This is a genomic window from Hydrocarboniclastica marina (genome assembly GCF_004851605.1).
In the GTDB taxonomy this organism is placed as follows: domain Bacteria; phylum Pseudomonadota; class Gammaproteobacteria; order Pseudomonadales; family Oleiphilaceae; genus Hydrocarboniclastica; species Hydrocarboniclastica marina.
In genome coordinates this window covers 2,510,157-2,529,636 of record NZ_CP031093.1, presented here as the reverse complement: position 1 = coordinate 2,529,636, position 19,480 = coordinate 2,510,157, and the positions used below count along the sequence as shown (strand labels likewise).

The window sequence follows — 19,480 nt, the reverse complement described above, 5'->3', positions numbered from 1 at the left end:
GAGCATACCGCTCTGTGAACGCACGAACACATCTCATAAATTTCGGAGAATGCCACGGATGGCGGACTATATTCGAACTCGCCAGCACGGCGGCAGCTATTTTTTCACTGTTGTCGCGTATCAGCGCCAGCCTATTCTGACTGATTCAGCCGTACGGGCTGATTTGCGCCAAAGCATTGCCGAAGTTCGGGCGAAAATGCCGTTCCGTATCGACGCCTGGGTGCTGCTGCAGGACCATATGCATTGTATTTGGACAATGCCGGAATCGCACTACAACTTTTCCAAGCGGTGGGGAATGATCAAAGCGGCCTGCAGCAGGCGTTTGAATGAAAATGCAGGGGCATACTTTCCAAAATCATTCTCTCAGCAGCGAAGACGCGAAAATACTCTCTGGCAACGACGCTTTTGGGAACACCAAATCCGCGACCAGCGGGACCTCAATAATCACCTCGACTATCTCCACTATAACCCAGTGAAGCATGGGCTAGTGTCGCGCCCTGAGGACTGGCCGTACTCATCTTTCCACCGCTACCTCAACGCCGGCTTCTACGAACAGGGTTGGGGCGCAGGCGAGAATATAACTGGTGATTTTGGCGAATGAGGCTAAAGGATGCGCGCGCTTGGCCGGGTTATGCCCGAGTAAACGCCCATGGTGCGCATTGCACACCCTACTCAGGTCCGCAGTAGGGCCGTGAATCAAGGTTGGCCTCAACTCCTGTAGGGTGCGCATTGCGCACCACCTGCACCTACGCAATAGCCCGTGCTGCAAGTTGCGAACCCTGCCTGAAGTCTGCTGTGGCCATTGAATCAAGCCGCTTCCCAAACCCAACCTCAACCCGACAAGCCAATCTCCCACACCTTTGTAAGAGATATCGCACAAAACAAAGGGTCAATGTCGTACTCCTAACGAATTAAAAATCCGTAAACTAGGCTGTGCATGGACGCGAAGCAGCACAGGGATGCGCCACAGGGAAGTGTCCGGGCCTGAAGGATCAGGCATGTGAGAGGGTTGAATCCTTGGGATTCAGTATGGGGGCGCTCAGGGATTGAGCGCCCCCATTTTTTACCCGACTACCTGCAAAGTTCTGGTTCGACTCCTTCCGGCGTTCCAACGCACTTTTAAAACCTACCTATAAAACTCAGAAAGGATTGCCAGAATGAACCGCAATATTATTGCTAGCTTAGTTTTGCTTGTCTCCCTGATGGTCAGTGGTCTCGCCCTCGCGGAAGAACCCGCCACCTGGAGCGTTAACCTCAACACAGCTACTGTCGAAGTGCTCGCAGAGTCGCTTGAAGGCATTGGCGCCAGCAAAGCCCAGGCCATCGTTGACTACCGCGAAGCCAACGGTTCTTTTAAGGCCGTTGACGACCTCGCTAACGTCAAAGGCATCGGCGCCTCAACGATCGAGAAGAATCGCAAAACTATCGTTTTGGAATAGGCCGGACGAAAAGGCGGGATTGCGCATCAGCACTCGCCTTTTAACTTTCAACCGCCAAATTTCAAGTCTCAAATTTCAGCTTTCAAATGTTCGGCTCAATCTCAAGCACGCTGGCCCTTAATCTGGCCTATCTACGGCAATAAAAGCCCCTTCATACGTCGCCAACAACGCAAAGGAAACGCTGCAACGACAGTTGAGACAGCGCTATCCGGATACGAAGCTGATCATTCCGTAGGCCTAGTGTCGACGCTCCTCCTCGCTTCAGAGTTCGGGCTTTCAGTAGCTGCCGTTTACCCCTGTGATAAAATCCGTTTGATAAGAGCAATCGCAATCTATCGAACAGGTCCCGCGATATGGACAAGAACGCAATCCAGGCAATCATCCCTGAGCTTCTGGAAATAGCCGAAGCCGCGGGAGAGGCTATTCTCGAGGTCTACCGGACAGTCATTGCCGTAGAGTATAAGGGCGATAACAGCCCAGTCACCGCTGCCGACATGGCTGCCCATCACATCATTATGGACGGCCTGACCAGGCTCACACCTGACACACCCATACTCTCGGAAGAAGCCGCGAATATCCCCTGGTCAACCCGACAGCAATGGCAGCGCTACTGGTTGGTCGATCCCTTGGATGGAACCCGAGAGTTCCTGAACCGCTCTGGCGAGTTCACCGTAAACATCGCTCTGATCGAGGGCGGCCAGCCTATCCTCGGCGTAGTCAGTGTGCCTGTCACCGGTGACTATTACTGGGGCGGTGAAGCCACTGGCGCCTGGCACCGAGGCAGCGTTGGAACCGTGCGCGAGCTCAAAGTATCAGCCCCGGCATCGAAGCTGCGCGTTCTGGCCAGCAAGAGCCATCTGAATGAAGAAACTCGTGCCTATATCGATAAGCTGGGCCCGGTTGAACTGGTCCAGGCCGGGAGCTCCCTCAAGATTTGCCGAATCGCCGAAGGTAAAGCTGACCTGTACCCACGGCTAGGACCCACTTCCGAATGGGATACTGCTGCAGCGCATGCGGTCCTTCTGGGAGCCGGCGGACGGATCAGCACAGTCAAAGGCGATCCGCTTCTCTACAATCAGGAAGAAACTCTGCTCAATCCCCATTTCATAGCCCGATTTCAGTAAAGTACGCATTGCGGACCACCTCGTGGGCAGGGCGAAAATGTGGTTTCCCTTCTGCAGACGAGCAAAAAATCCTACACATGCTCCGCCACGGGTCGCTTAGCCCCGTTACCATTTCAGTACAGAACAACTCCCGTAAACATTGAGTGTTCGGTGCTCGCGCCGTATCATTCGCGCTTCAGAATTTGACTCAGGTTGAACCAATGTCCGGACAGGATCTACAAGAGTATCGCCGCCAATATGACGACGAGATCAGTCTGGTCGACCTCGCCAGGGTGCTGATTCGCCGAAGGTACTGGATCCTCGGGACGTTTTTGGTCTGTGTACTAGGTGCCCTCGCTTTCGCCCTCACTAAAGAGCGCCAATATACGTACACGACCAGCATCCTAATCGGCGAATTTGGGTTGGATAAATACGTCGCTACAGCTACAGGAGCCAAGAGTGTCCTCGAAAGCCGGGTTGTGCCCGTTGTGGAGCGGGAATTCGTCGATAAGCGCGACCTGGAAAGCATCCCATTTCGGACCCAGGTTAATGCTGATGAAGGGAACAGTTTCGTAAACCTTAGGTCTGAAGCGCCTGAGGATGGGCAATCGCTGGTTGCGGATTTTCATGCCGCCATGGCACAAGCGCTGACGAGTGATCACAGCGACAAACTCTCTCTCCTCGAGCGTGAAAGCAGCATCAGGTTGGACAATTTGAGGGCTTCCCTGGCAACGCAAGAGGAGCAGTTGAAAAGCCTGAAGGCGCTATTGGTTCAGCTCGGACAGACCACTACACAGCTTCAGAACGAAGGCGACGTCACAGCTAATGCCCAAAGTGCGGCGGATGGTATGAAAGCAACCCTGAGCAGCTCGAGCAATGCGTTGACGCTAGTCCTCAGTCAGTTGCAGCTTTCGGAACAGCTCGCGAAGCGGGAGAGTAAAATCAACGAACTTCAGGGTGAGATCGAGGAAGAAGAACTGAAGCGTTCATGGATCAAGCCGACTCGAGTGGTGAACATTGCGACAGCTTCCATATCTCCGTCGGGTACAGGGCGTAGCTTGATCCTGATCATCGGCGCGATGCTTGGGCTTATGTTTGGCGTTTTCTTGGCGTTTCTTGTGGAGTTTGTGGGTCGGGTTCGAAGCAACGCTTAGCGTTGGGACGATCCTCCGGCACGAAATCCCGCTTCACAACGGGAACATCCAGTATCTGATGCCCCCCCAATAATCACGCTTTTGACCTCAGTCGAGCCCAGAGAGTATTCATCGGATTCTTGGGTGAGCCAACCAACATATAGAGCGCAACTTACGTCATGAAACTTCTTGTTACCGGCGGTGCCGGATTCATAGGGTCAGCCCTTATCCGTTCCATCATTGAACACACCGGCGACGAAGTGGTCAATCTTGATAAGCTCACTTACGCTGGCAACCTCGAGGCACTGGCGGAAGTAAGCGAAAACCCTCGTTACGCCTTTGAGCAGGTTGATATCTGCGACCGTGCTGGAGTAGACAGAGTGTTGGCCGAACATCAGCCGGACGTCATCATGCACCTTGCGGCTGAAAGTCACGTCGACCGCTCAATAGACGGCCCTGCCGCGTTTATCGAAACAAATATCACAGGCACTTATACACTGCTGGAGGCTGCGAGGGCGTTCTGGACTAGTTTGGAGGACACGCGCAAGAGTACTTTTCGCTTCCATCATATAAGCACGGATGAGGTGTATGGCGACCTGGGCGAGACGGGCAACCTGTTCGCGGAGACGACCCCATACGCTCCCAGTAGTCCTTATTCAGCTAGCAAAGCTTGCTCGGATCACCTAGTGCGGGCGTGGTACAGAACCTATGGACTGCCAATCCTGATCACAAACTGCTCAAATAACTACGGGCCGTACCATTTTCCCGAGAAGCTGATCCCTCTGACGATTCTGAATGCGCTGGAAGGCAAGCCGTTGCCAGTCTATGGCAGAGGTGAACAGATTCGCGACTGGCTCTACGTGGATGACCACGCCCGAGCTCTTTACAAGGTGATCACCGAAGGGGAGGTGGGGGAAACCTACAATATTGGTGGCCATAACGAGAAGAAAAACATTGAGGTCGTCCGTATTCTATGTGAACTTCTGGACGAACTGATGCCCCAAAAGCCCGCGGGGCTAACCAGCTACAGTGACCTTATTACTTTTGTTACCGATCGCCCCGGCCATGACATGCGATATGCCGTCGACGCCAGCAAAATTCGGCGTGAACTCGCATGGATCCCTGAAGAGACGTTCGAGACGGGTGTCAGAAAAACGGTCGAATGGTATCTTGCAAATCTGGACTGGTGCAGGCGGGTTCAGGACGGTAACTATCGCCGGGAAAGGCTAGGAGTGAGCGCATGAAGGGCATAGTCCTAGCTGGCGGTTCGGGTACCCGCCTTTACCCCATAACCCTCGGGACCTCTAAACAACTTCTGCCTGTTTACGATAAGCCGATGATCTACTATCCGCTTTCTGTACTTATGCTTGCGGGTATTCGCGATATTCTGATTATTACCACGCCTGAAGACGAGCCTAGTTTCAAGCGGGCGCTTGGTACTGGCGAGCAATTCGGTATAAGCCTGAGTTACGCTCAGCAGCCACGGCCGGACGGTCTTGCGCAGGCGTTTATAGTTGGCGAGGAGTTTATCGGGGACAGCAGCGTCTGCCTGGTGCTGGGGGATAATATATTCTATGGCCAGGGTTTTACTCCAAAGTTGCGTGAAGCGGTGCAGCGCACAGAGGCAGGGCAAGGAGCGACTGTTTTCGGCTATCAAGTAAAAGACCCGGAGCGCTTTGGAGTGGTTGCGTTCGACACCAACCACAGAGCAATTTCTATCGAAGAGAAGCCCCTGAAACCACAGTCTCAATTCGCTGTTACCGGCCTGTACTTCTACGATAATCGGGTGGTTAAGATTGCCAAGACGATCGAACCCTCCCGCCGGGGTGAACTGGAAATCACTGACATAAACAGAGCATACCTCGAACAGGGAGAGCTTAACGTCGAACTTCTTGGGCGGGGCTTTGCCTGGCTAGACACCGGTACACATGAGAGTCTGCTGGAAGCTGCCCAGTTTGTAGAAACCGTGGAAAAACGCCAGGGATACAAAATTGCCTGTCTGGAAGAGATTGCCTACAACCAAGAGTGGTTGAGCCTAGATCGCTTAGTGGCACAAGCTGACCAACTCAAGAAAAATGGCTACGGCGAATACCTCATGGACATCGCGAGGGAAGCTAAATGATCCCCGTCACTAAGCCCTACCTCCCCAGCCAGCAAAAATTGAAAGACTACATAGATAGTATCTACGAGCGCCAGTGGCTAACTAACAATGGCGTCTTAGTACAGGAGTTGACTCAAAGGTTGGAAGCCTATTTAGGAGTAGAGAACTTGCTGCTTGTATCCAACGGCACGTTGGCATTGCAGGTGGCATACCGATCTCTAGATATTGCTGAAAGCAACCGCGCAGCCACACCTGAAGCAATCACTACGCCGTTTACTTTTATTGCAACGGCTAGTTCACTGAAGTGGGAAGGCGTCCAGCCGATCTTCGCCGATATTGACTCTAACACATGGTGTATTGACCCAGAAAAAATCGAAGCGGCAATCACACCCAATAGCCGCGCGATAGTGCCTGTGCATGTGTTCGGCAACGCGTGTGATGTTGAGGCGATTGACCGTGTTGCTGCCCGTCATAAGCTTAAAATCGTGTATGACGCCTCGCACGCGTTTGGCGTAAGGTTCAGAAATCAGAGCCTGCTCAACTATGGCGATGCGTCGACTCTCAGTTTCCACGCGACCAAACTTTTCCATACCATTGAAGGTGGCGCCATAGTTTTCAAGCGTAAAGAAGACCATCAACGTGCTACTAAGCTGATTAACTTTGGTATCACCGGTCCCGATAGCATCGGTGAGCTAGGCATCAATGCCAAAATGAACGAATTTCAGGCTGCCATGGGACTGTGTGTATTAGATGAGATTGAGTCTAATGTCACAGCTCGCTCATTAGTATCACGGCATTACGATAAACACCTGCCTCTTTGCGTAGAGCGGCAACAGTGGAACATGGAAGCAAACTCAAACCATGCCTATCTACCCGTGGTTTTCGAATCTCAAGCACAGGCGCTGGCCGTTTTACACCGGCTAAGCGAGGCTGGCGTTACTGCAAGGCGCTACTTTTATCCATCACTTGATCAGGCGGAGCTTGAGATGGGGACAGGTCAAACGATGCCGGTATCCCGTGATATAGCAAGCCGCATCTTGTGCTTGCCCATTTACGCGGCCTTAAAGCCAGCAGAATTGTCTCTTATTACCGATCTTGTTAAAGAGGTGGTCGCGTCATGAAACGCATTCTTTTCCTGGGCGGGGCGCCAACGCAGATTCCTCCCATCAGATATGCATTAAAAGAGGGACACTATGTCATCACTTGTGACTACCTTCCAGACAACCCTGGGCACAAGTTGGCGCATGAGTACCACAACGTATCAACCACCGATAAGGCAGCAGTACTTGAGCTAGCTACTAGATTAAAAATCGACGGTATTGTTGCATATGCCTCAGACCCATCTGCTCCAACAGCAGCCTTTGTTTCAGAAAAGCTCGGTTTGCCAGGTAACCCCTACGCTTCTGTAGAAATTTTGGCTCGCAAGGACCTATTTCGCAGTTTCCTGGCTGAGAATGGGTTCAATGTACCGCGATCAAAGTCGTTCTACGACATGGCCTCGGCTGGAGCGTGGCTGAACGAGATCGGTGTCCCTGTATTTGTAAAGCCGGTGGATTCATCCGGAAGCAAAGGCGTTACCCATCTGCAGAACCTGGAAGACTTCGAATCGTCGTTTGCTCATGCGCTTGCATACTCGCGTGAAAAAAAAGTTGTTATAGAGGAACGGATCGTCAAAGCAGGTTACCAAGTAGCGGGAGATGGCTTTGTTGTCGACGGTAGTCTGGTATTTCGTTGTTGGGCAGATGAGCATTTCGACAAGCTTTGTAACGGCCTTGTGCCCATCGGCCAGACATTCCCAACATCGCATGCGGATAACCTCTTGGAGGTGGCCCACAAAGAAACGCAGCGGCTACTAACACTGCTAGGGATGAAAACGGGCGCGCTGAATTTTGACTTCGTATTTTCTGAAGACGGGAAGTTCTATTTCTTGGAGTTGGGGCCGAGAAATGGCGGCTGTCTTATACCTGAAGTAATCCGTTATTCAACGACTGTTGACCTTATTCAGTACACTGTTGACGCGGCATTGGGGTTGGAATGTAAAGAGCTGGCAATGAAAAAATCCCAGGGCTACTGGTCCAGTTATATGGTGCACGCGCTTGAAGAAGGCACGTTTAAAGAACTGTGGGTTTCAGACCGGGCCAAGCGCTATATTGTTGAGCAAGATATTCAGGTTAGGCCGGGTGATAAAGTCAGGAAGTTTGGCGGTTCGAACGACACTCTAGGTACTATGATCCTTCAATACCCAACCATGGGTGTAATGCTGGATATGATAGAGAATATGGAGCAAGACATCCGTGTTATCACTGAATAGAATTCAGGTTGAACGCTGATGGAATACGAGCTCATCGAAGCACTCATTAAAAAAGAACAAATAAGTAGCAGAGGCCAGTTCATTAAGGACATAGCACTTGACGACTATCTGAAAAAAATAAAATCGAACGCTGAGTTTGTCAGCCATTATGCCGAAGGTCAGTGCGTGGGGTTTGTTGCCTTTTACTGTAATGACCCGTCAAGAAGGAATGCATTTATAACATTGGTACTGGTTTCTCCAAATTTCAGGGGGCAAGGGATCTCGCAAAAACTAATAAGGTACGTGTTGGATATTTGTAAAAAAAGAAGGTTCGAAGCATGCTCCCTCGAAGTACTTCGCGGAAATCAATTCGCAGTCCAAGTCTATAAAAGAATTGGTTTTAAAATAGTCAGTGAACGCAATGGCAAGATATTTATGAGAACATTATTAGGTTGAGCTGGGCTAACCTGTCACTGAAAAAGAATATTTTATCTGGTTACGTCAGTCAGCTATATGTGACTGGCGTAGGTATTATGATTTTACCTCTCTATATTAAATATATGGGGGCGGAGGCCTACGGCTTGGTAGGTTTTTTCACTATGCTGCAGGCATGGTTTGGCCTACTCGATATGGGGCTGACGCCTACAATTGGGCGCGAAACAGCCCGTTACCGCGGAGGCAATATCACGGCGCTCGCATATCGTCAGCTTTATCGTGCACTAAGCTTGATTTTTCTAGTGGTAGCTTTGATAGGGGGCATTAGCCTGTTCCTAGTAGCTGACCTTATTGTAGAACAGTGGCTTCAAGTTGAATCACTCGACATGGGTAAAGTCGTCGTATGTGTTCAAATCATGGGGATCATCGTTGCTCTAAGGTGGTTGTGTGGCCTCTGTCGTGGTGTGATTGCTGGCTCTGAACGCTTAGTATGGCTCAGCGGTTTCAACGGGTTGATTGCCACAATGCGCTTTATCGCCGTGTTTGGGAGCATGTGGCAATTCGGTTTTACGCCTTTGGTTTTCTTTGTCCATCAGTTGGTTATCGCATTGACAGAACTGGTTGGTCTCTGGTGGATGGGTAACCGTTTATTGCCGAGTAAAGCTGACTCGAAGGAAACAATTGGTTGGTCGCTTAAGCCAATCAAGCCGGTTTTGAGATTTGCACTTACAATCGCGTTTACCTCTTCAATATGGGTGTTAGTTACCCAAACCGACAAACTGATCCTATCGGGTATTTTGTCGTTGGCCGAGTATGGTTACTTCACGCTTGCTGTACTCGTTGCGTCCGGAATCATGGTCATTAGCGGCCCGGTCAGCAGTGCAATCATGCCACGGATGGCAAGACTCCACTCAGAAGGTAAGCATGACGAAATGATTCAGGTCTACCGTAATGCATCCCAACTAGTAACGGTAATCTGTGGGTCGGCTGCTATAACCGTTGCGTTCACAGCCGAAAAGCTATTGTTTGCTTGGACAGGTGACGGTCAACTAGCACAGGAGTCAGCGCCCATTCTCCGGCTTTACGCTATCGGTAATGGTTTCTTGGCTTTGGCGGCTTTCCCGTACTACCTGCAGTATGCGCTTGGCAATCTTCGCTACCACCTAATTGGCAATCTTGTCACCATCTGTTTGCTGATCCCGTCAATTATCTATGCAGCTAAAGTCTATGGTGCAATTGGCGCAGGTTGGGTATGGGTAAGCCTGAATGGAATGCTATTGTTATTCTGGGTGGGGTATGTACATAGCAAGCTTGAGCCAGGGTTGCACGCGAAGTGGTTACTGATAGATATTGCGAAGATCAGTTTACCCGTGTTTTTCGTGTTATGGGGCATTAGCTTGCTTGGACTGCCGACAGGCGATCGCATTGTAGAATTCGGCGTTGTGGCTGCTTTAAGCATTACAGCATTAATCACGGCGGTGTTTACATCAAGCTATGCAAAAACGGTAATATCGCTTCGAGTAAGAAATGGCTAACCAAGATGACATCAGAGTATCTGTGTGTGTGGTAACCTACAATCAGGAGAACTATATTTCGGAATGTTTGCAGAGTCTAGTAGACCAACAAACTGACTTTTTGTTTGAAATTATTGTTGGCGAAGATTGCTCAGAAGACAGTACCAGAGATATTGTTGAAGAGTTTGCACGAACACATCCCCATTTAATTGTCAGGAACTATCATGACAAAAATGTCGGAGCTGTGGAAAATATAGTTACAAGCTATAGGCTTGCCAGAGGGATGTACATAAGTCACCTAGACGGAGACGATTATGCTTCGCCTGGGAAGCTGCAGGCACAATATGATGCTCTTAAGGCCAATCCCGACTGCGTAATTTGCTCGCATGATGTAAAGATAGTAAGCCGAAACGGTGAACTTATAAAGCCTAGTTTTAAAACGAAACCGGAAGGAAAATACACTCTACTAGAGCTATACAAAGAGCTGCCATTCTTTGCTCACTCATCCAAAATGTTTGTCAATGATTTATTCCAGAGTTACTGGAGCGATCTGCACGCCGATGCGCTTGACATAGAAGTACATGTCGCTCAGTGTAAGATGGGAAGTATCTACCATATAGACCGTACTTTAGGTGCTTACCGTTCTATGTCCGGGATGAGCGTCTTAAATTCTTCTATAAATCCGGCGCTAGTTCATGGTGTGGACAGAATATTTAAAAGCGCTCTGAATGAGAGCAGAATTGACCCTGAAGCGTTAAGAAAATGCTATGCTAAAGCAATGTTTAATTATGCGTACCAGAGTGCGCTGGTTGGAGATAAAAAGGGTATAAAAAAGTATATTAGGAAATCTATCTCGATCAGCCGGTATTCGTCTGTTCAAGCGTTATTTTATTATATGTCTAAGGTGCCGATTGTTGTGATGAAGATATGCAAGCTTCGTTCTAAAATCAAGGGCTATTGATTGTCGATGGTATTGAATCCATTCCACATCCTTTTTCTTTTATACCTGCTGGCTAATGCTATTGCACTGGTGCAGGGAATTGTGGACGGAGGAATGGTTTTAGAATATCAGTTTTTTGCTATCTCTTCTTCAGTGTTCATTGCTTCTTTTGTTGTTCAGTTTGTATTTCTTCTAGCGATGCTCGTCATGTTTCATGTGGGTCGAGGTATGCGGCACTGCAGTTCACCTCTTTCTCTTGGGCCGGAGTGGGGGTATTTGTTAATTGTGCTTCAAGTTTCGTTTGCTATTTTTAATAGCTATATGGCGGTTAACATTGCTGGGACGGGAGCCAGGCTAGATGAAAGCTCGCTACTGAACTACGTGTTCATAGTGTTTCAGCCTGACCTCCTTTTCATCATAATAGCAATTTCACTTAGAAGTAGCTTGCTCTTTCATATCAATGTTCTCATATTTCTTATTTCAATGTTGCTGAGAGGGTGGATGGGGGGAGTATTTATCGTATTCATAATTTATATAATCCGCTACTACCCCGTGCGTTTATCTGTTAATAGCACTGTTAAGCTGCTCGGGGTCGCTTTTCTCATTCTTGCCTCGCTACCTTTTATACTTGAAGCCAAGTGGGCGGTCCGTGAGGGCGCCTCTATATTAGATGTTCTTATGCGGGCTCAGGATATAATGACGTACGATAATTATCTAACGGCTTTTTCTTACCTCGTAAACCGTTTTCAACACGTCGGCCATGTTGCACTTCTCCTCGAGCGATCTGACCTGCTTAAGAATCTGTATTTGGATGGAGCTTTTTCGAGTTACTGGTTAGATGGGCTGCCTCAGTACGCTGCTATAAAGGTATTTGGAGGCGAGTTTCATAGTCTTAATTCTTTTATGGTCCACTATATTTTTGGAGTGCCTGGCGCATCATGGAATACTAACCCAGGTATAGCTGGATGGTTTTTTATATTGCGGGAGCATTCTGTCTTTCTCATTCTATATCTCCTCCTTTTTCTTACTTTACCATTTTATTTTGCGGTACGGTATGGGGGTGCTCGCGTTTCGCTATTGTTGGCCTGTTTTTCGCTGCTCTACCTCTTCCACGGATGGTTCGGCGCTTACTTTAATCTGATGTCATACTCGGTGGCTTTTGTTTTTCTGCACCGCGTTTCGGTTTCAAATAAGAATACTCCTTTAACGCGAGATTCATAATGTGCGGTATTTTTGGGTTTTTAGGTGATCGTGCTCTGTCAAGCTCGCCATCTTCTATATTGAGGGCGGCTGGCGGTACCATCCAACATAGGGGGCCAGATCATTATGGCCAGTGGTTTGACGAGAAGAGTGGTGTTGGCTTAGCTCATACAAGGCTGGCGATTGTGGATCTTTCTCCTGCCGGCCATCAACCTATGGCCTCGTCGTGCGAAAGATATATGATGACCTTTAACGGGGAAATCTATAACCATCTGGACTTGCGTAGGGAGCTAGAGGCGCAAGGGGCCTCACCGCGCTGGCGCGGCCATTCTGATACCGAAACGCTTCTCGCTTGTTTTTCGGTCTGGGGTCTACTGCGCACTCTTAAAGCAACGGTTGGAATGTTTGCGCTAGCGGTGTGGGATAAGCAGGAGCAGCAGTTGACGCTTGCGCGTGATCGACTGGGAGAAAAGCCGCTTTATTTCGGCTGGTGTAGTGGAATAATGCTCTTTGGCTCTGAATTAAAGGCACTTACTTGCCATCCCGCATTCAACGCAGATGTTAGTAGAGGAGCGCTGGCCCTCTTATTGCGCCATAATTATATTCCTGCGCCTCACACCATTTACGAAGGGATTGAGAAACTCCCCGCAGGGCATTTCGTACAGATTCGAAAGCACCAAACCCGAGCCCAGGTCCAAACGCGATCCTACTGGCAGTTAGCCGATCATGTTAGCTATGGCTCCGCTTATCCTTTGGAGTGCAGTGACAGTGATGCTGTGGAGTTGCTCGAAAAAACTATCAGCCTGTCCGTAGCTGGTCAGATGCTCGCCGATGTTCCACTCGGAGCTTTTCTGAGCGGTGGAGTAGATAGCAGCACTGTGGTTGCCTTAATGCAGCGGCAGTCTACTAGGCGTGTAAAGACGTTTGCCATTGGGTTTGATGAGGAGGGATATAATGAGGCCCAGTACGCAAAAGAAGTTGCTAGACACTTGGGTACAGAGCATACGGAACTCTACGTCACCTCTAGAGATGCGCTAGAGTTAGTTCCTGACCTGCCTAACTTTTATTGCGAGCCTTTTGCGGACAGTTCGCAAATGCCAACTTTCCTGGTGGGGAAGTTGGCGAGACAACATGTCGCGGTAGCCCTAAGTGGGGACGGTGGGGATGAACTTTTTGGTGGGTATAACCCATACCGATTCGCGCCTCGAATCTGGGGTTATTTAAGTCGGTTACCACTGCCGCTAAGACAGCTTACAGCGGGGTTCCTTAGCGGATGGCCTTTGACTGATAAACTTTCAAAATTGCGGGCAGTATTGCCTGCCAAGAGTAAGGAAAGCTTCTACCAGATTCTAATGAGTCATTGGTCCCAACCCAACCGCGTCGTCAAAGGAGCGGATGTTTTGCCGACATTTATGAGCTCACCCACGGAATGGCCAGTAACTGACTCTTTCGAGAGCTGGATGATGGCAATCGATACCGCGCAGTACATGACCGACGATATTCTGGTTAAAGTTGATCGCGCTGCAATGGCGAATAGTTTGGAGACCCGTGTGCCTCTGCTGGACCATAGGGTAGTCGAACTAGCTTGGCGGTTGCCGCTCAATATGAAAATCCGAGGTGGTATAGGCAAATGGGCATTACGCGAGGTGTTATACAGGCATGTACCGCGAGAGCTAATCGAGCGGCCTAAAAGCGGTTTTTCCGTCCCGTTGGGGAATTGGCTTCGAGGGCCGCTAAAAAATTGGGCGGAAGCTCTGTTGGAAGAGCGTCGGTTGGAGCAGGAAGGCTATTTTTATACTGCACCTGTACGTAACATGTGGTTAGATCATTTGAACGGCAGGAGGGACCATTCTACACGTCTTTGGAGTGTGCTGATGTTTCAGGCTTGGTTGGAAAAACAGTAGCGATGAAGCAAGTCGAAAGAGTGCTACATGTCATTACGGGGCTCGGAGATGGTGGAGCCGAAGGCGTTTTAGCACGTCTATGTCTAAATAGTCGAGCTGTGCGGCACTCCGTGGTTTCTTTAACAGATGAGGGAAAATACGGGAGTATGCTCCGCGAGAGCGGTATTAAGGTGCATTGTCTAGGGATGCGCCCAGGCAAGCCAAGTTTGGTCAGCTTTGTTCGGTTAGCGGCTCTGATTCGGAACAACGAGCCGGATCTAGTGCAGACATGGATGTACCATGCTGATCTTTTCGGTGGTCTTGCCGCAAGATTTGCCGGAGTTAAGCGTGTTTTCTGGGGCGTTAGGCATTCGACCTTGGACAAGAATAAAACAAAGCGCTCGACCAGATGGGTTGCTCGTCTTTGTGCCTCAATCTCTAGCTGGGTGCCTGAAAAAATAGTCTGTTGTGCGAAAAAAGCACTGATTGTCCATGCAGAGCTGGGGTATGCAGAGCATAAGCTAATAGTAATCCCTAACGGCTATGATTTGAGTCAGTTCGCGCCCAATGCAGAAGCTGGATATGGAGTGCGCGAATCGTTGGGAATAAAACGGACGGAATTTCTGATCGGTAAGGTTGGGCGCTTCGATCCATTCAAGGATCACGATAATTTGTTAAGAGCTCTAGCACTACTGAAGAAGGCTAGTGTAGATTTTCGTTGTGTTTTGGTTGGAACGGGTTTGGATATTCAGAATGCAACTTTAGTCAAGCTCTTGGACGAATTAGACCTAAAGGGTAAAGTCATCTTGGCTGGGCAGCGCAATGATATTCCTGCGGTTATGAATGCATTAGATTTACATGTGCTTGCGAGCTCGGCTGAAGGTTTTCCTAATGTACTTGCGGAAGCTATGGCTTGTGGTACGCCTTGTGTGACAACGAGGGTCGGTGACGCCTTGGATATTATAGGAGACGAGAGCTTATCTTGTTCGCCGGGTGATTCTCTGGGGCTCTCTGAGTTGATCAAACACATGCACTATAAGTGGGCAGAGTGCCCCAAGGATTGGGCCGAGTATGAGTCGAAATGTGTGCAGAGAATTCAAGCTCGGTTCTCTCTAGCGAGTATGGTTAGTGCTTATGAGAACTGTTGGCGTTCTCAGTCAGTTACCTCTTTGCCAGATGCTTGACCGTCCGGTCGCATGCCTTTTGGGCATTAGGGTGAGCTTGATGTCTACAATGATAAGCCGGAGGGACGCGCTTGGAATCTGGCGTTTTTCTAGCCGGATGCATGACTTTAATTTTTGAAATCGCCGTCACTTTTACAATATAAATGGCCCAGCAGGAGAGCCAGAGCTGGGGGGTAATCCCCCCGAGAAACAGTGGTACTCAAAAGTAGAATTTTCCGTAAGCTAAACGCAGGGAGATTCTGCATGAAGAAGTCACGTTTTTCCGACAGCCAGATCCTGTCGATTCTCAAACAAGCCGAGAATGGCGTACCGGTTCCGGAGCTGTGCCGTGAACACGGCATGAGCAGCGCCAGCTTTTATAAATGGCGCGCGAAGTTCGGCGGGATGGACGCATCGATGATGGCCCGCCTGAAAGAGCTGGAGGACGAAAACCGTCGGCTCAAGAAGATGTACGCCGAGGAGCGGCTCAAGTCGGACATCCTCAAGGAGGCCATCGAAAAAAAGTGGTAAAGCCGTCTCGTCGCCGTGAGATGGCGCAGAGCGCCGTCAGTGAAAAGCACGTCAGTATTCGCTTGGCCTGCTGGATGTTCAGTATCAGCGAGACCTGCTACCGGTACCAAGCCAAACTAAGCAGTGAGAACGCCGAGATCGCGGACTGGCTGATCAGACTGACGCACAACCAACGAAACTGGGGCTTTGGTCTGTGTTTTCTGTACCTGCGCAACGTCAAGGGTTACCGCTGGAACCACAAACGCGTTTACCGGATCTACCGGGAACTGGAGCTGAATCTGCGTATCAAGCCCCGCAAGCGGCTGGTACGGGAGAAGCCCGAGCCACTGGCAGTGCCCACGGCCATCAACACCAGCTGGTCCATGGACTTCATGCACGATCAGTTAGAGGACGGTCGCAGCTACCGGCTGTTCAACGTGATCGACGACTACAACCGCGAGGGCCTGGGCATTGAGGTTGACCTGTCACTGCCTTCTGAGCGTGTTATGCGAGCGCTGAATCAGATCATCGAGTGGCGGGGCGCACCTGCTCAGATCCGCTGCGACAACGGTCCGGAATACATCAGTGCCACCTTGGCTGCCTGGGCCGAGAGGCGGGGCATTAAACTGGTCTTTATCCAGCCCGGCAACCCGCAGCAGAATGCGTACATCGAGCTCTACAACCGCACCGTACGCTACGACTGGCTGGCTCAATACCTGTTCGGCTCCATTGAAGAGGTTCAGGAATATGCCACGCAGTGGCTATGGACCTATAATCACGAACGGCCCAACATGGCCCTCGGGGGCATCACCCCACAACAGAAACTGGCCGCTGTGGCCTGAGCTCTACTTTTGAACCCTGCTAAAAATGGGGGGATTACCGGGCGAACCTCGCTATTTAGCGATAGTTTCAATTCATTGATGTAGGGTAGAAAAACTTAGTAAGTTGGAGCTTTATTAATACCTGTACCTGTACCTGTACCTGTACCTGTATTGGTGTTATGTAGAGCTAGCGCCAGATAAAACAATATATTTTGTAAGGGCACCTAAATATTGAAAGTCGTTTACATAATTACCCGATCTGACGTCATTGGTGGCGCAAGTGCTCATGTCTTGGCTCTTGCTAAAGGCGTACAAGGAGCTGGCCATGAAGTGGTGATTCTTATCGGCGGAAATGGCTTGGTGCATAAAATTGCCGAAGAAATGGGCTTAAAAACCCTAGCTCTGCGTTACATGGTGCGTGAAATATCTCCATTAGACGAAGTAAAAGGTTATTTTGAGCTAGTTAGAGTCCTTGCTGAACTTTCCCCCGACTTAGTTCATACTCACTCGGCCAAAGCTGGCATGCTGGGACGACTCGCCGCAAGACGTCTTTCCTTACCAGTGATTCACACGGCGCATGGCTGGCCATTTACTGAAGGTGTGTCGGGGCTCAAGAAAGCAATTTATATTCGGGTAGAGCGTTTCATGGCGTTACGCTGTGAAAAGATCATTACCGTTTCAGAATACGATAGGTCTATTGCGCTGGCAGCCGGCGTTTCTGGTCCCCAGCAACTAATCACAGTTCACAACGGAGTGCCTGAGATAGATTTTGACACACCAGCAAACAATAAGAGCGGTGGAGGCTCGCCGGTACGTCTGATAATGGTAGCGAGGTTTGAACAACCAAAAGATCATTGCCTTTTGCTGGAGTCTCTGGCACCGCTGCGTTTTCTGGAATGGCAGTTGGACTTAGTCGGAGACGGCCCCACTATTAGGTATGCGCGGCAAAAAGCCTTCGAGCTAAAGCTATCTGACAGGGTTAATTTTCTTGGCTCACGTGATGACGTTCCGGAATTGCTGGCAGAAGCAGACCTTCTGGTCCTGATTTCGCTCTGGGAAGGTTTGCCGCTGACTATCCTCGAAGGCATGCGCGCTTCGCTGCCCGTCGTTGCATCGGATGTTGGCGGCATTAGCGAGCTTGTGAATCATGGCATTAATGGGCTTCTGGTTCCAAGGAGTTCAGCCAGAGAACTAACCGCTGCGCTGGCAGAAATTCTGCCTGATGCTGATCGTATGCGAGCAATGGGAGAGTTGGGCAGGAAGCGTTACGAAGAAGATTTTAGTTTCGACCAAATGCTCGAGAAGACTTTGGGTGCTTATTATGGGGTTGTTCGAGAGTTAGTGTGAAAATACTTTTGACTGGTGCTACCGGGTTCGTTGGCCGTTCCTTGCTTCGCGAGTTGGTGTTTCGTGGCCATGAAGTAGTTGGGACCTCCCGTTCCATAACTGCAGCTCATGAGTCTCTTCCTGAGCACGTTCGTTTCGTTGCAGTAGCGAACCTCATCGGTGGGGAGGACTGCGCAAAGCTTCTACATCGGGTTGAAGTTGTCATCCATTGCGCTGCTGTCGCTCATGGAAAGGTTGGCGATACTGAAGCGGTGAATGTCGAAGCGACCGCCAATCTTGCTCGGCAAGCGTCCGTTGCAGGAGTAAAGCGATTCATATTTATTAGTTCCATTGGAGTCAATGGCTGCGCAAATGCTCGACCTTATACGGAATACGATACGCCTGAACCGGTTGAATCATATGCTCGTTCGAAATGGAAGGCAGAGAGGCGGTTATGGGCGGTCCAGCGCGATACCGGGCTTGAAATTGTTATTGTTCGACCTCCGCTTGTGTACGGCCCTGATGCACCTGGCAATTTTGGAGCTCTCGTTCGCTTTGTCGGGAAAGGGCTGCCACTTCCACTCGGTGCTGTTCACAACAAGCGCTCGCTAATATCGAGGGATAATTTAGTAGACTTGATTATCACTTGTATGGGTCATCCGGCTGCCGCCAACCAAGTTTTTCTTGCGGCAGACGGTGAAGACATGTCGACCTCGGAGCTACTGCGACGCTTAGCTATTGCTATGGGTAAGCCTTCGCGCTTGATACCGGTCCCGTCGAGTTTGTTAAAATTAGGAGCTATTTTACTGAACAAACAACCGGTAGCCATGCGATTATTGGGCTCGCTGCAGGTTGATATCACGAAAGCACGTGAATGTCTTGGCTGGGAACCCCCTCTTTCCGTCGACGAAGGTCTGCGACGCTGTTTCGCGCAAGATCAGGACAAACCATGATCCGTTTCCTTGATATTCTATTTGCGATGCTAGGATTAACATTTGGCTCCCCGCTTCTGCTTGTGATTTACTTTGTCGGATTTTATGACAACGGTTCCCCGTTGTTTCGTCAGGCACGGGTAGGCCGTTTTAAAAAATCTTTTACGCTTGTCAAATTTCGTACCATGAAAGTCGATACAGCTTCAGTTGCCACTCATTTAGCTAGCCATGCGTCAATAACTCCCTTCGGCCGCTTCCTGCGCCGGACGAAGCTAGACGAGCTACCCCAGCTATGGAACGTGCTAAAAGGAGAGATGAGCCTGGTTGGCCCAAGGCCCTGTTTATTCAACCAGGAAGAGCTGATTGCCGAGCGTGAAGCGCTAGGTGTCTTGAACGCCCGCCCCGGCATTACAGGGCTTGCTCAGGTAAACAGTATTGATATGTCGACTCCTCGCAAACTGGCTGAAACTGATGCCAGAATGTTAATAAATCTCACGTTATCCGCTTATTTCAAGTATATCCTCATGACTATCACGGGCAAGGGGGCCGGAGATCGAGTGCCGGGAAGGGACTGAGGCATTTGCGGCGTGCGTTTGAATATTGAGCACGTCCTCGTAACGTCAAATTTACTTCTACAATGTGGCGGTTGTGGTTGAGTCATTCCGCTGTTGATTTTAATTATTGTTCTTC

Annotated in this window: 18 protein-coding genes; all 18 read left to right on the top strand. The window is 49.8% G+C overall.

Annotation, left to right across the window (positions count from 1 at the left end):
- Positions 1-58 precede the first annotated feature (58 nt).
- The 18 genes from soil367_RS11220 (at position 59) to soil367_RS11135 (ending at position 19,365) form a co-directional block, all read left to right on the top strand.
- Positions 59-601, top strand: a complete 543-nt coding sequence (locus tag soil367_RS11220; protein ID WP_136549197.1) for an REP-associated tyrosine transposase — start codon at positions 59-61, stop codon at positions 599-601.
- Positions 602-1,157: 556 nt separating this feature from the next.
- On the top strand, positions 1,158-1,439 hold the full coding sequence (locus soil367_RS11215; protein ID WP_136549196.1) for a ComEA family DNA-binding protein: 282 nt from the start codon (positions 1,158-1,160) through the stop codon (positions 1,437-1,439).
- A 353-nt stretch (positions 1,440-1,792) separates the two neighbouring features.
- Entirely contained in the window at positions 1,793-2,563 is a 771-nt protein-coding gene (gene cysQ / locus soil367_RS11210) for a 3'(2'),5'-bisphosphate nucleotidase CysQ (RefSeq protein ID WP_136549195.1), read from the top strand.
- 200 nt (positions 2,564-2,763) lie between these two features.
- Positions 2,764-3,696, top strand: a complete 933-nt coding sequence (locus soil367_RS11205) for a Wzz/FepE/Etk N-terminal domain-containing protein (protein ID WP_136549194.1) — start codon at positions 2,764-2,766, stop codon at positions 3,694-3,696.
- Between the two features lie 158 nt (positions 3,697-3,854).
- Positions 3,855-4,919 (top strand): dTDP-glucose 4,6-dehydratase, encoded by a 1,065-nt coding sequence (rfbB, locus tag soil367_RS11200; protein ID WP_136549193.1) that lies wholly within the window; start codon positions 3,855-3,857, stop codon positions 4,917-4,919.
- Positions 4,916-5,797, top strand: coding sequence for a glucose-1-phosphate thymidylyltransferase RfbA (gene rfbA, locus soil367_RS11195; RefSeq protein WP_136549192.1), 882 nt, complete (start codon positions 4,916-4,918; stop codon positions 5,795-5,797). Before rfbB ends, rfbA begins: the two co-directional genes overlap by 4 nt.
- Entirely contained in the window at positions 5,794-6,897 is a 1,104-nt protein-coding gene (locus soil367_RS11190) for a DegT/DnrJ/EryC1/StrS family aminotransferase (protein WP_136549191.1), read from the top strand. The genes rfbA and soil367_RS11190 overlap by 4 nt, the downstream gene beginning before the upstream one ends.
- Entirely contained in the window at positions 6,894-8,087 is a 1,194-nt protein-coding gene (locus soil367_RS11185) for an ATP-binding protein (protein WP_136549190.1), read from the top strand. The genes soil367_RS11190 and soil367_RS11185 overlap by 4 nt, the downstream gene beginning before the upstream one ends.
- 18 nt (positions 8,088-8,105) lie before the next feature.
- On the top strand, positions 8,106-8,522 hold the full coding sequence (locus tag soil367_RS11180; RefSeq protein ID WP_136549189.1) for a GNAT family N-acetyltransferase: 417 nt from the start codon (positions 8,106-8,108) through the stop codon (positions 8,520-8,522).
- Positions 8,519-10,036, top strand: coding sequence for an oligosaccharide flippase family protein (locus tag soil367_RS11175; RefSeq protein WP_281283904.1), 1,518 nt, complete (start codon positions 8,519-8,521; stop codon positions 10,034-10,036). The genes soil367_RS11180 and soil367_RS11175 overlap by 4 nt, the downstream gene beginning before the upstream one ends.
- Positions 10,029-10,976: a glycosyltransferase family 2 protein gene (locus soil367_RS11170; protein WP_136549188.1), complete on the top strand. Its 948-nt coding sequence runs from the start codon at positions 10,029-10,031 to the stop codon at positions 10,974-10,976. The genes soil367_RS11175 and soil367_RS11170 overlap by 8 nt, the downstream gene beginning before the upstream one ends.
- Positions 10,977-10,982: 6 nt before the next feature.
- Positions 10,983-12,176, top strand: coding sequence for an oligosaccharide repeat unit polymerase (gene wzy, locus soil367_RS11165; RefSeq protein ID WP_246065618.1), 1,194 nt, complete (start codon positions 10,983-10,985; stop codon positions 12,174-12,176).
- Complete coding sequence (gene asnB / locus soil367_RS11160) at positions 12,176-14,059, top strand: asparagine synthase (glutamine-hydrolyzing) (protein WP_136549186.1); 1,884 nt, start codon at positions 12,176-12,178, stop codon at positions 14,057-14,059. Before wzy ends, asnB begins: the two co-directional genes overlap by 1 nt.
- A gap of 2 nt (positions 14,060-14,061) precedes the next feature.
- Positions 14,062-15,222: a glycosyltransferase family 4 protein gene (locus soil367_RS11155; RefSeq protein WP_136549185.1), complete on the top strand. Its 1,161-nt coding sequence runs from the start codon at positions 14,062-14,064 to the stop codon at positions 15,220-15,222.
- A gap of 243 nt (positions 15,223-15,465) precedes the next feature.
- Positions 15,466-16,553 (top strand): IS3 family transposase gene (locus soil367_RS11150; protein ID WP_136549184.1). Its coding sequence is split into 2 segments (ribosomal slippage): positions 15,466-15,727 and positions 15,727-16,553, totalling 1,089 coding nucleotides; the frame shifts between segments, so codons are not numbered across the junction.
- Between the two features lie 210 nt (positions 16,554-16,763).
- On the top strand, positions 16,764-17,879 hold the full coding sequence (locus soil367_RS11145; RefSeq protein ID WP_136549183.1) for a glycosyltransferase family 4 protein: 1,116 nt from the start codon (positions 16,764-16,766) through the stop codon (positions 17,877-17,879).
- Positions 17,876-18,811: an NAD-dependent epimerase/dehydratase family protein gene (locus soil367_RS11140; RefSeq protein ID WP_246065258.1), complete on the top strand. Its 936-nt coding sequence runs from the start codon at positions 17,876-17,878 to the stop codon at positions 18,809-18,811. The genes soil367_RS11145 and soil367_RS11140 overlap by 4 nt, the downstream gene beginning before the upstream one ends.
- On the top strand, positions 18,808-19,365 hold the full coding sequence (locus tag soil367_RS11135; protein WP_136549182.1) for a sugar transferase: 558 nt from the start codon (positions 18,808-18,810) through the stop codon (positions 19,363-19,365). The genes soil367_RS11140 and soil367_RS11135 overlap by 4 nt, the downstream gene beginning before the upstream one ends.
- Positions 19,366-19,480 lie beyond the last annotated feature (115 nt).

Bases quoted from the DNA above. Each gene is read 5' to 3' on its own strand.
- soil367_RS11190 (WP_136549191.1), top strand. From the start codon at position 5,794: ATGATCCCCGTCACTAAGCCCTACCTCCCCAGCCAGCAAAAATTGAAA.
- wzy (WP_246065618.1), top strand. From the start codon at position 10,983: ATGGTATTGAATCCATTCCACATCCTTTTTCTTTTATACCTGCTGGCT.
- soil367_RS11220 (WP_136549197.1), top strand. From the start codon at position 59: ATGGCGGACTATATTCGAACTCGCCAGCACGGCGGCAGCTATTTTTTC.
- soil367_RS11185 (WP_136549190.1), top strand. From the start codon at position 6,894: ATGAAACGCATTCTTTTCCTGGGCGGGGCGCCAACGCAGATTCCTCCC.
- rfbA (WP_136549192.1), top strand. From the start codon at position 4,916: ATGAAGGGCATAGTCCTAGCTGGCGGTTCGGGTACCCGCCTTTACCCC.
- soil367_RS11170 (WP_136549188.1), top strand. From the start codon at position 10,029: ATGGCTAACCAAGATGACATCAGAGTATCTGTGTGTGTGGTAACCTAC.
- rfbB (WP_136549193.1), top strand. From the start codon at position 3,855: ATGAAACTTCTTGTTACCGGCGGTGCCGGATTCATAGGGTCAGCCCTT.
- soil367_RS11180 (WP_136549189.1), top strand. From the start codon at position 8,106: ATGGAATACGAGCTCATCGAAGCACTCATTAAAAAAGAACAAATAAGT.
- cysQ (WP_136549195.1), top strand. From the start codon at position 1,793: ATGGACAAGAACGCAATCCAGGCAATCATCCCTGAGCTTCTGGAAATA.
- soil367_RS11155 (WP_136549185.1), top strand. From the start codon at position 14,062: ATGAAGCAAGTCGAAAGAGTGCTACATGTCATTACGGGGCTCGGAGAT.
- soil367_RS11205 (WP_136549194.1), top strand. From the start codon at position 2,764: ATGTCCGGACAGGATCTACAAGAGTATCGCCGCCAATATGACGACGAG.
- soil367_RS11215 (WP_136549196.1), top strand. From the start codon at position 1,158: ATGAACCGCAATATTATTGCTAGCTTAGTTTTGCTTGTCTCCCTGATG.
- soil367_RS11135 (WP_136549182.1), top strand. From the start codon at position 18,808: ATGATCCGTTTCCTTGATATTCTATTTGCGATGCTAGGATTAACATTT.
- asnB (WP_136549186.1), top strand. From the start codon at position 12,176: ATGTGCGGTATTTTTGGGTTTTTAGGTGATCGTGCTCTGTCAAGCTCG.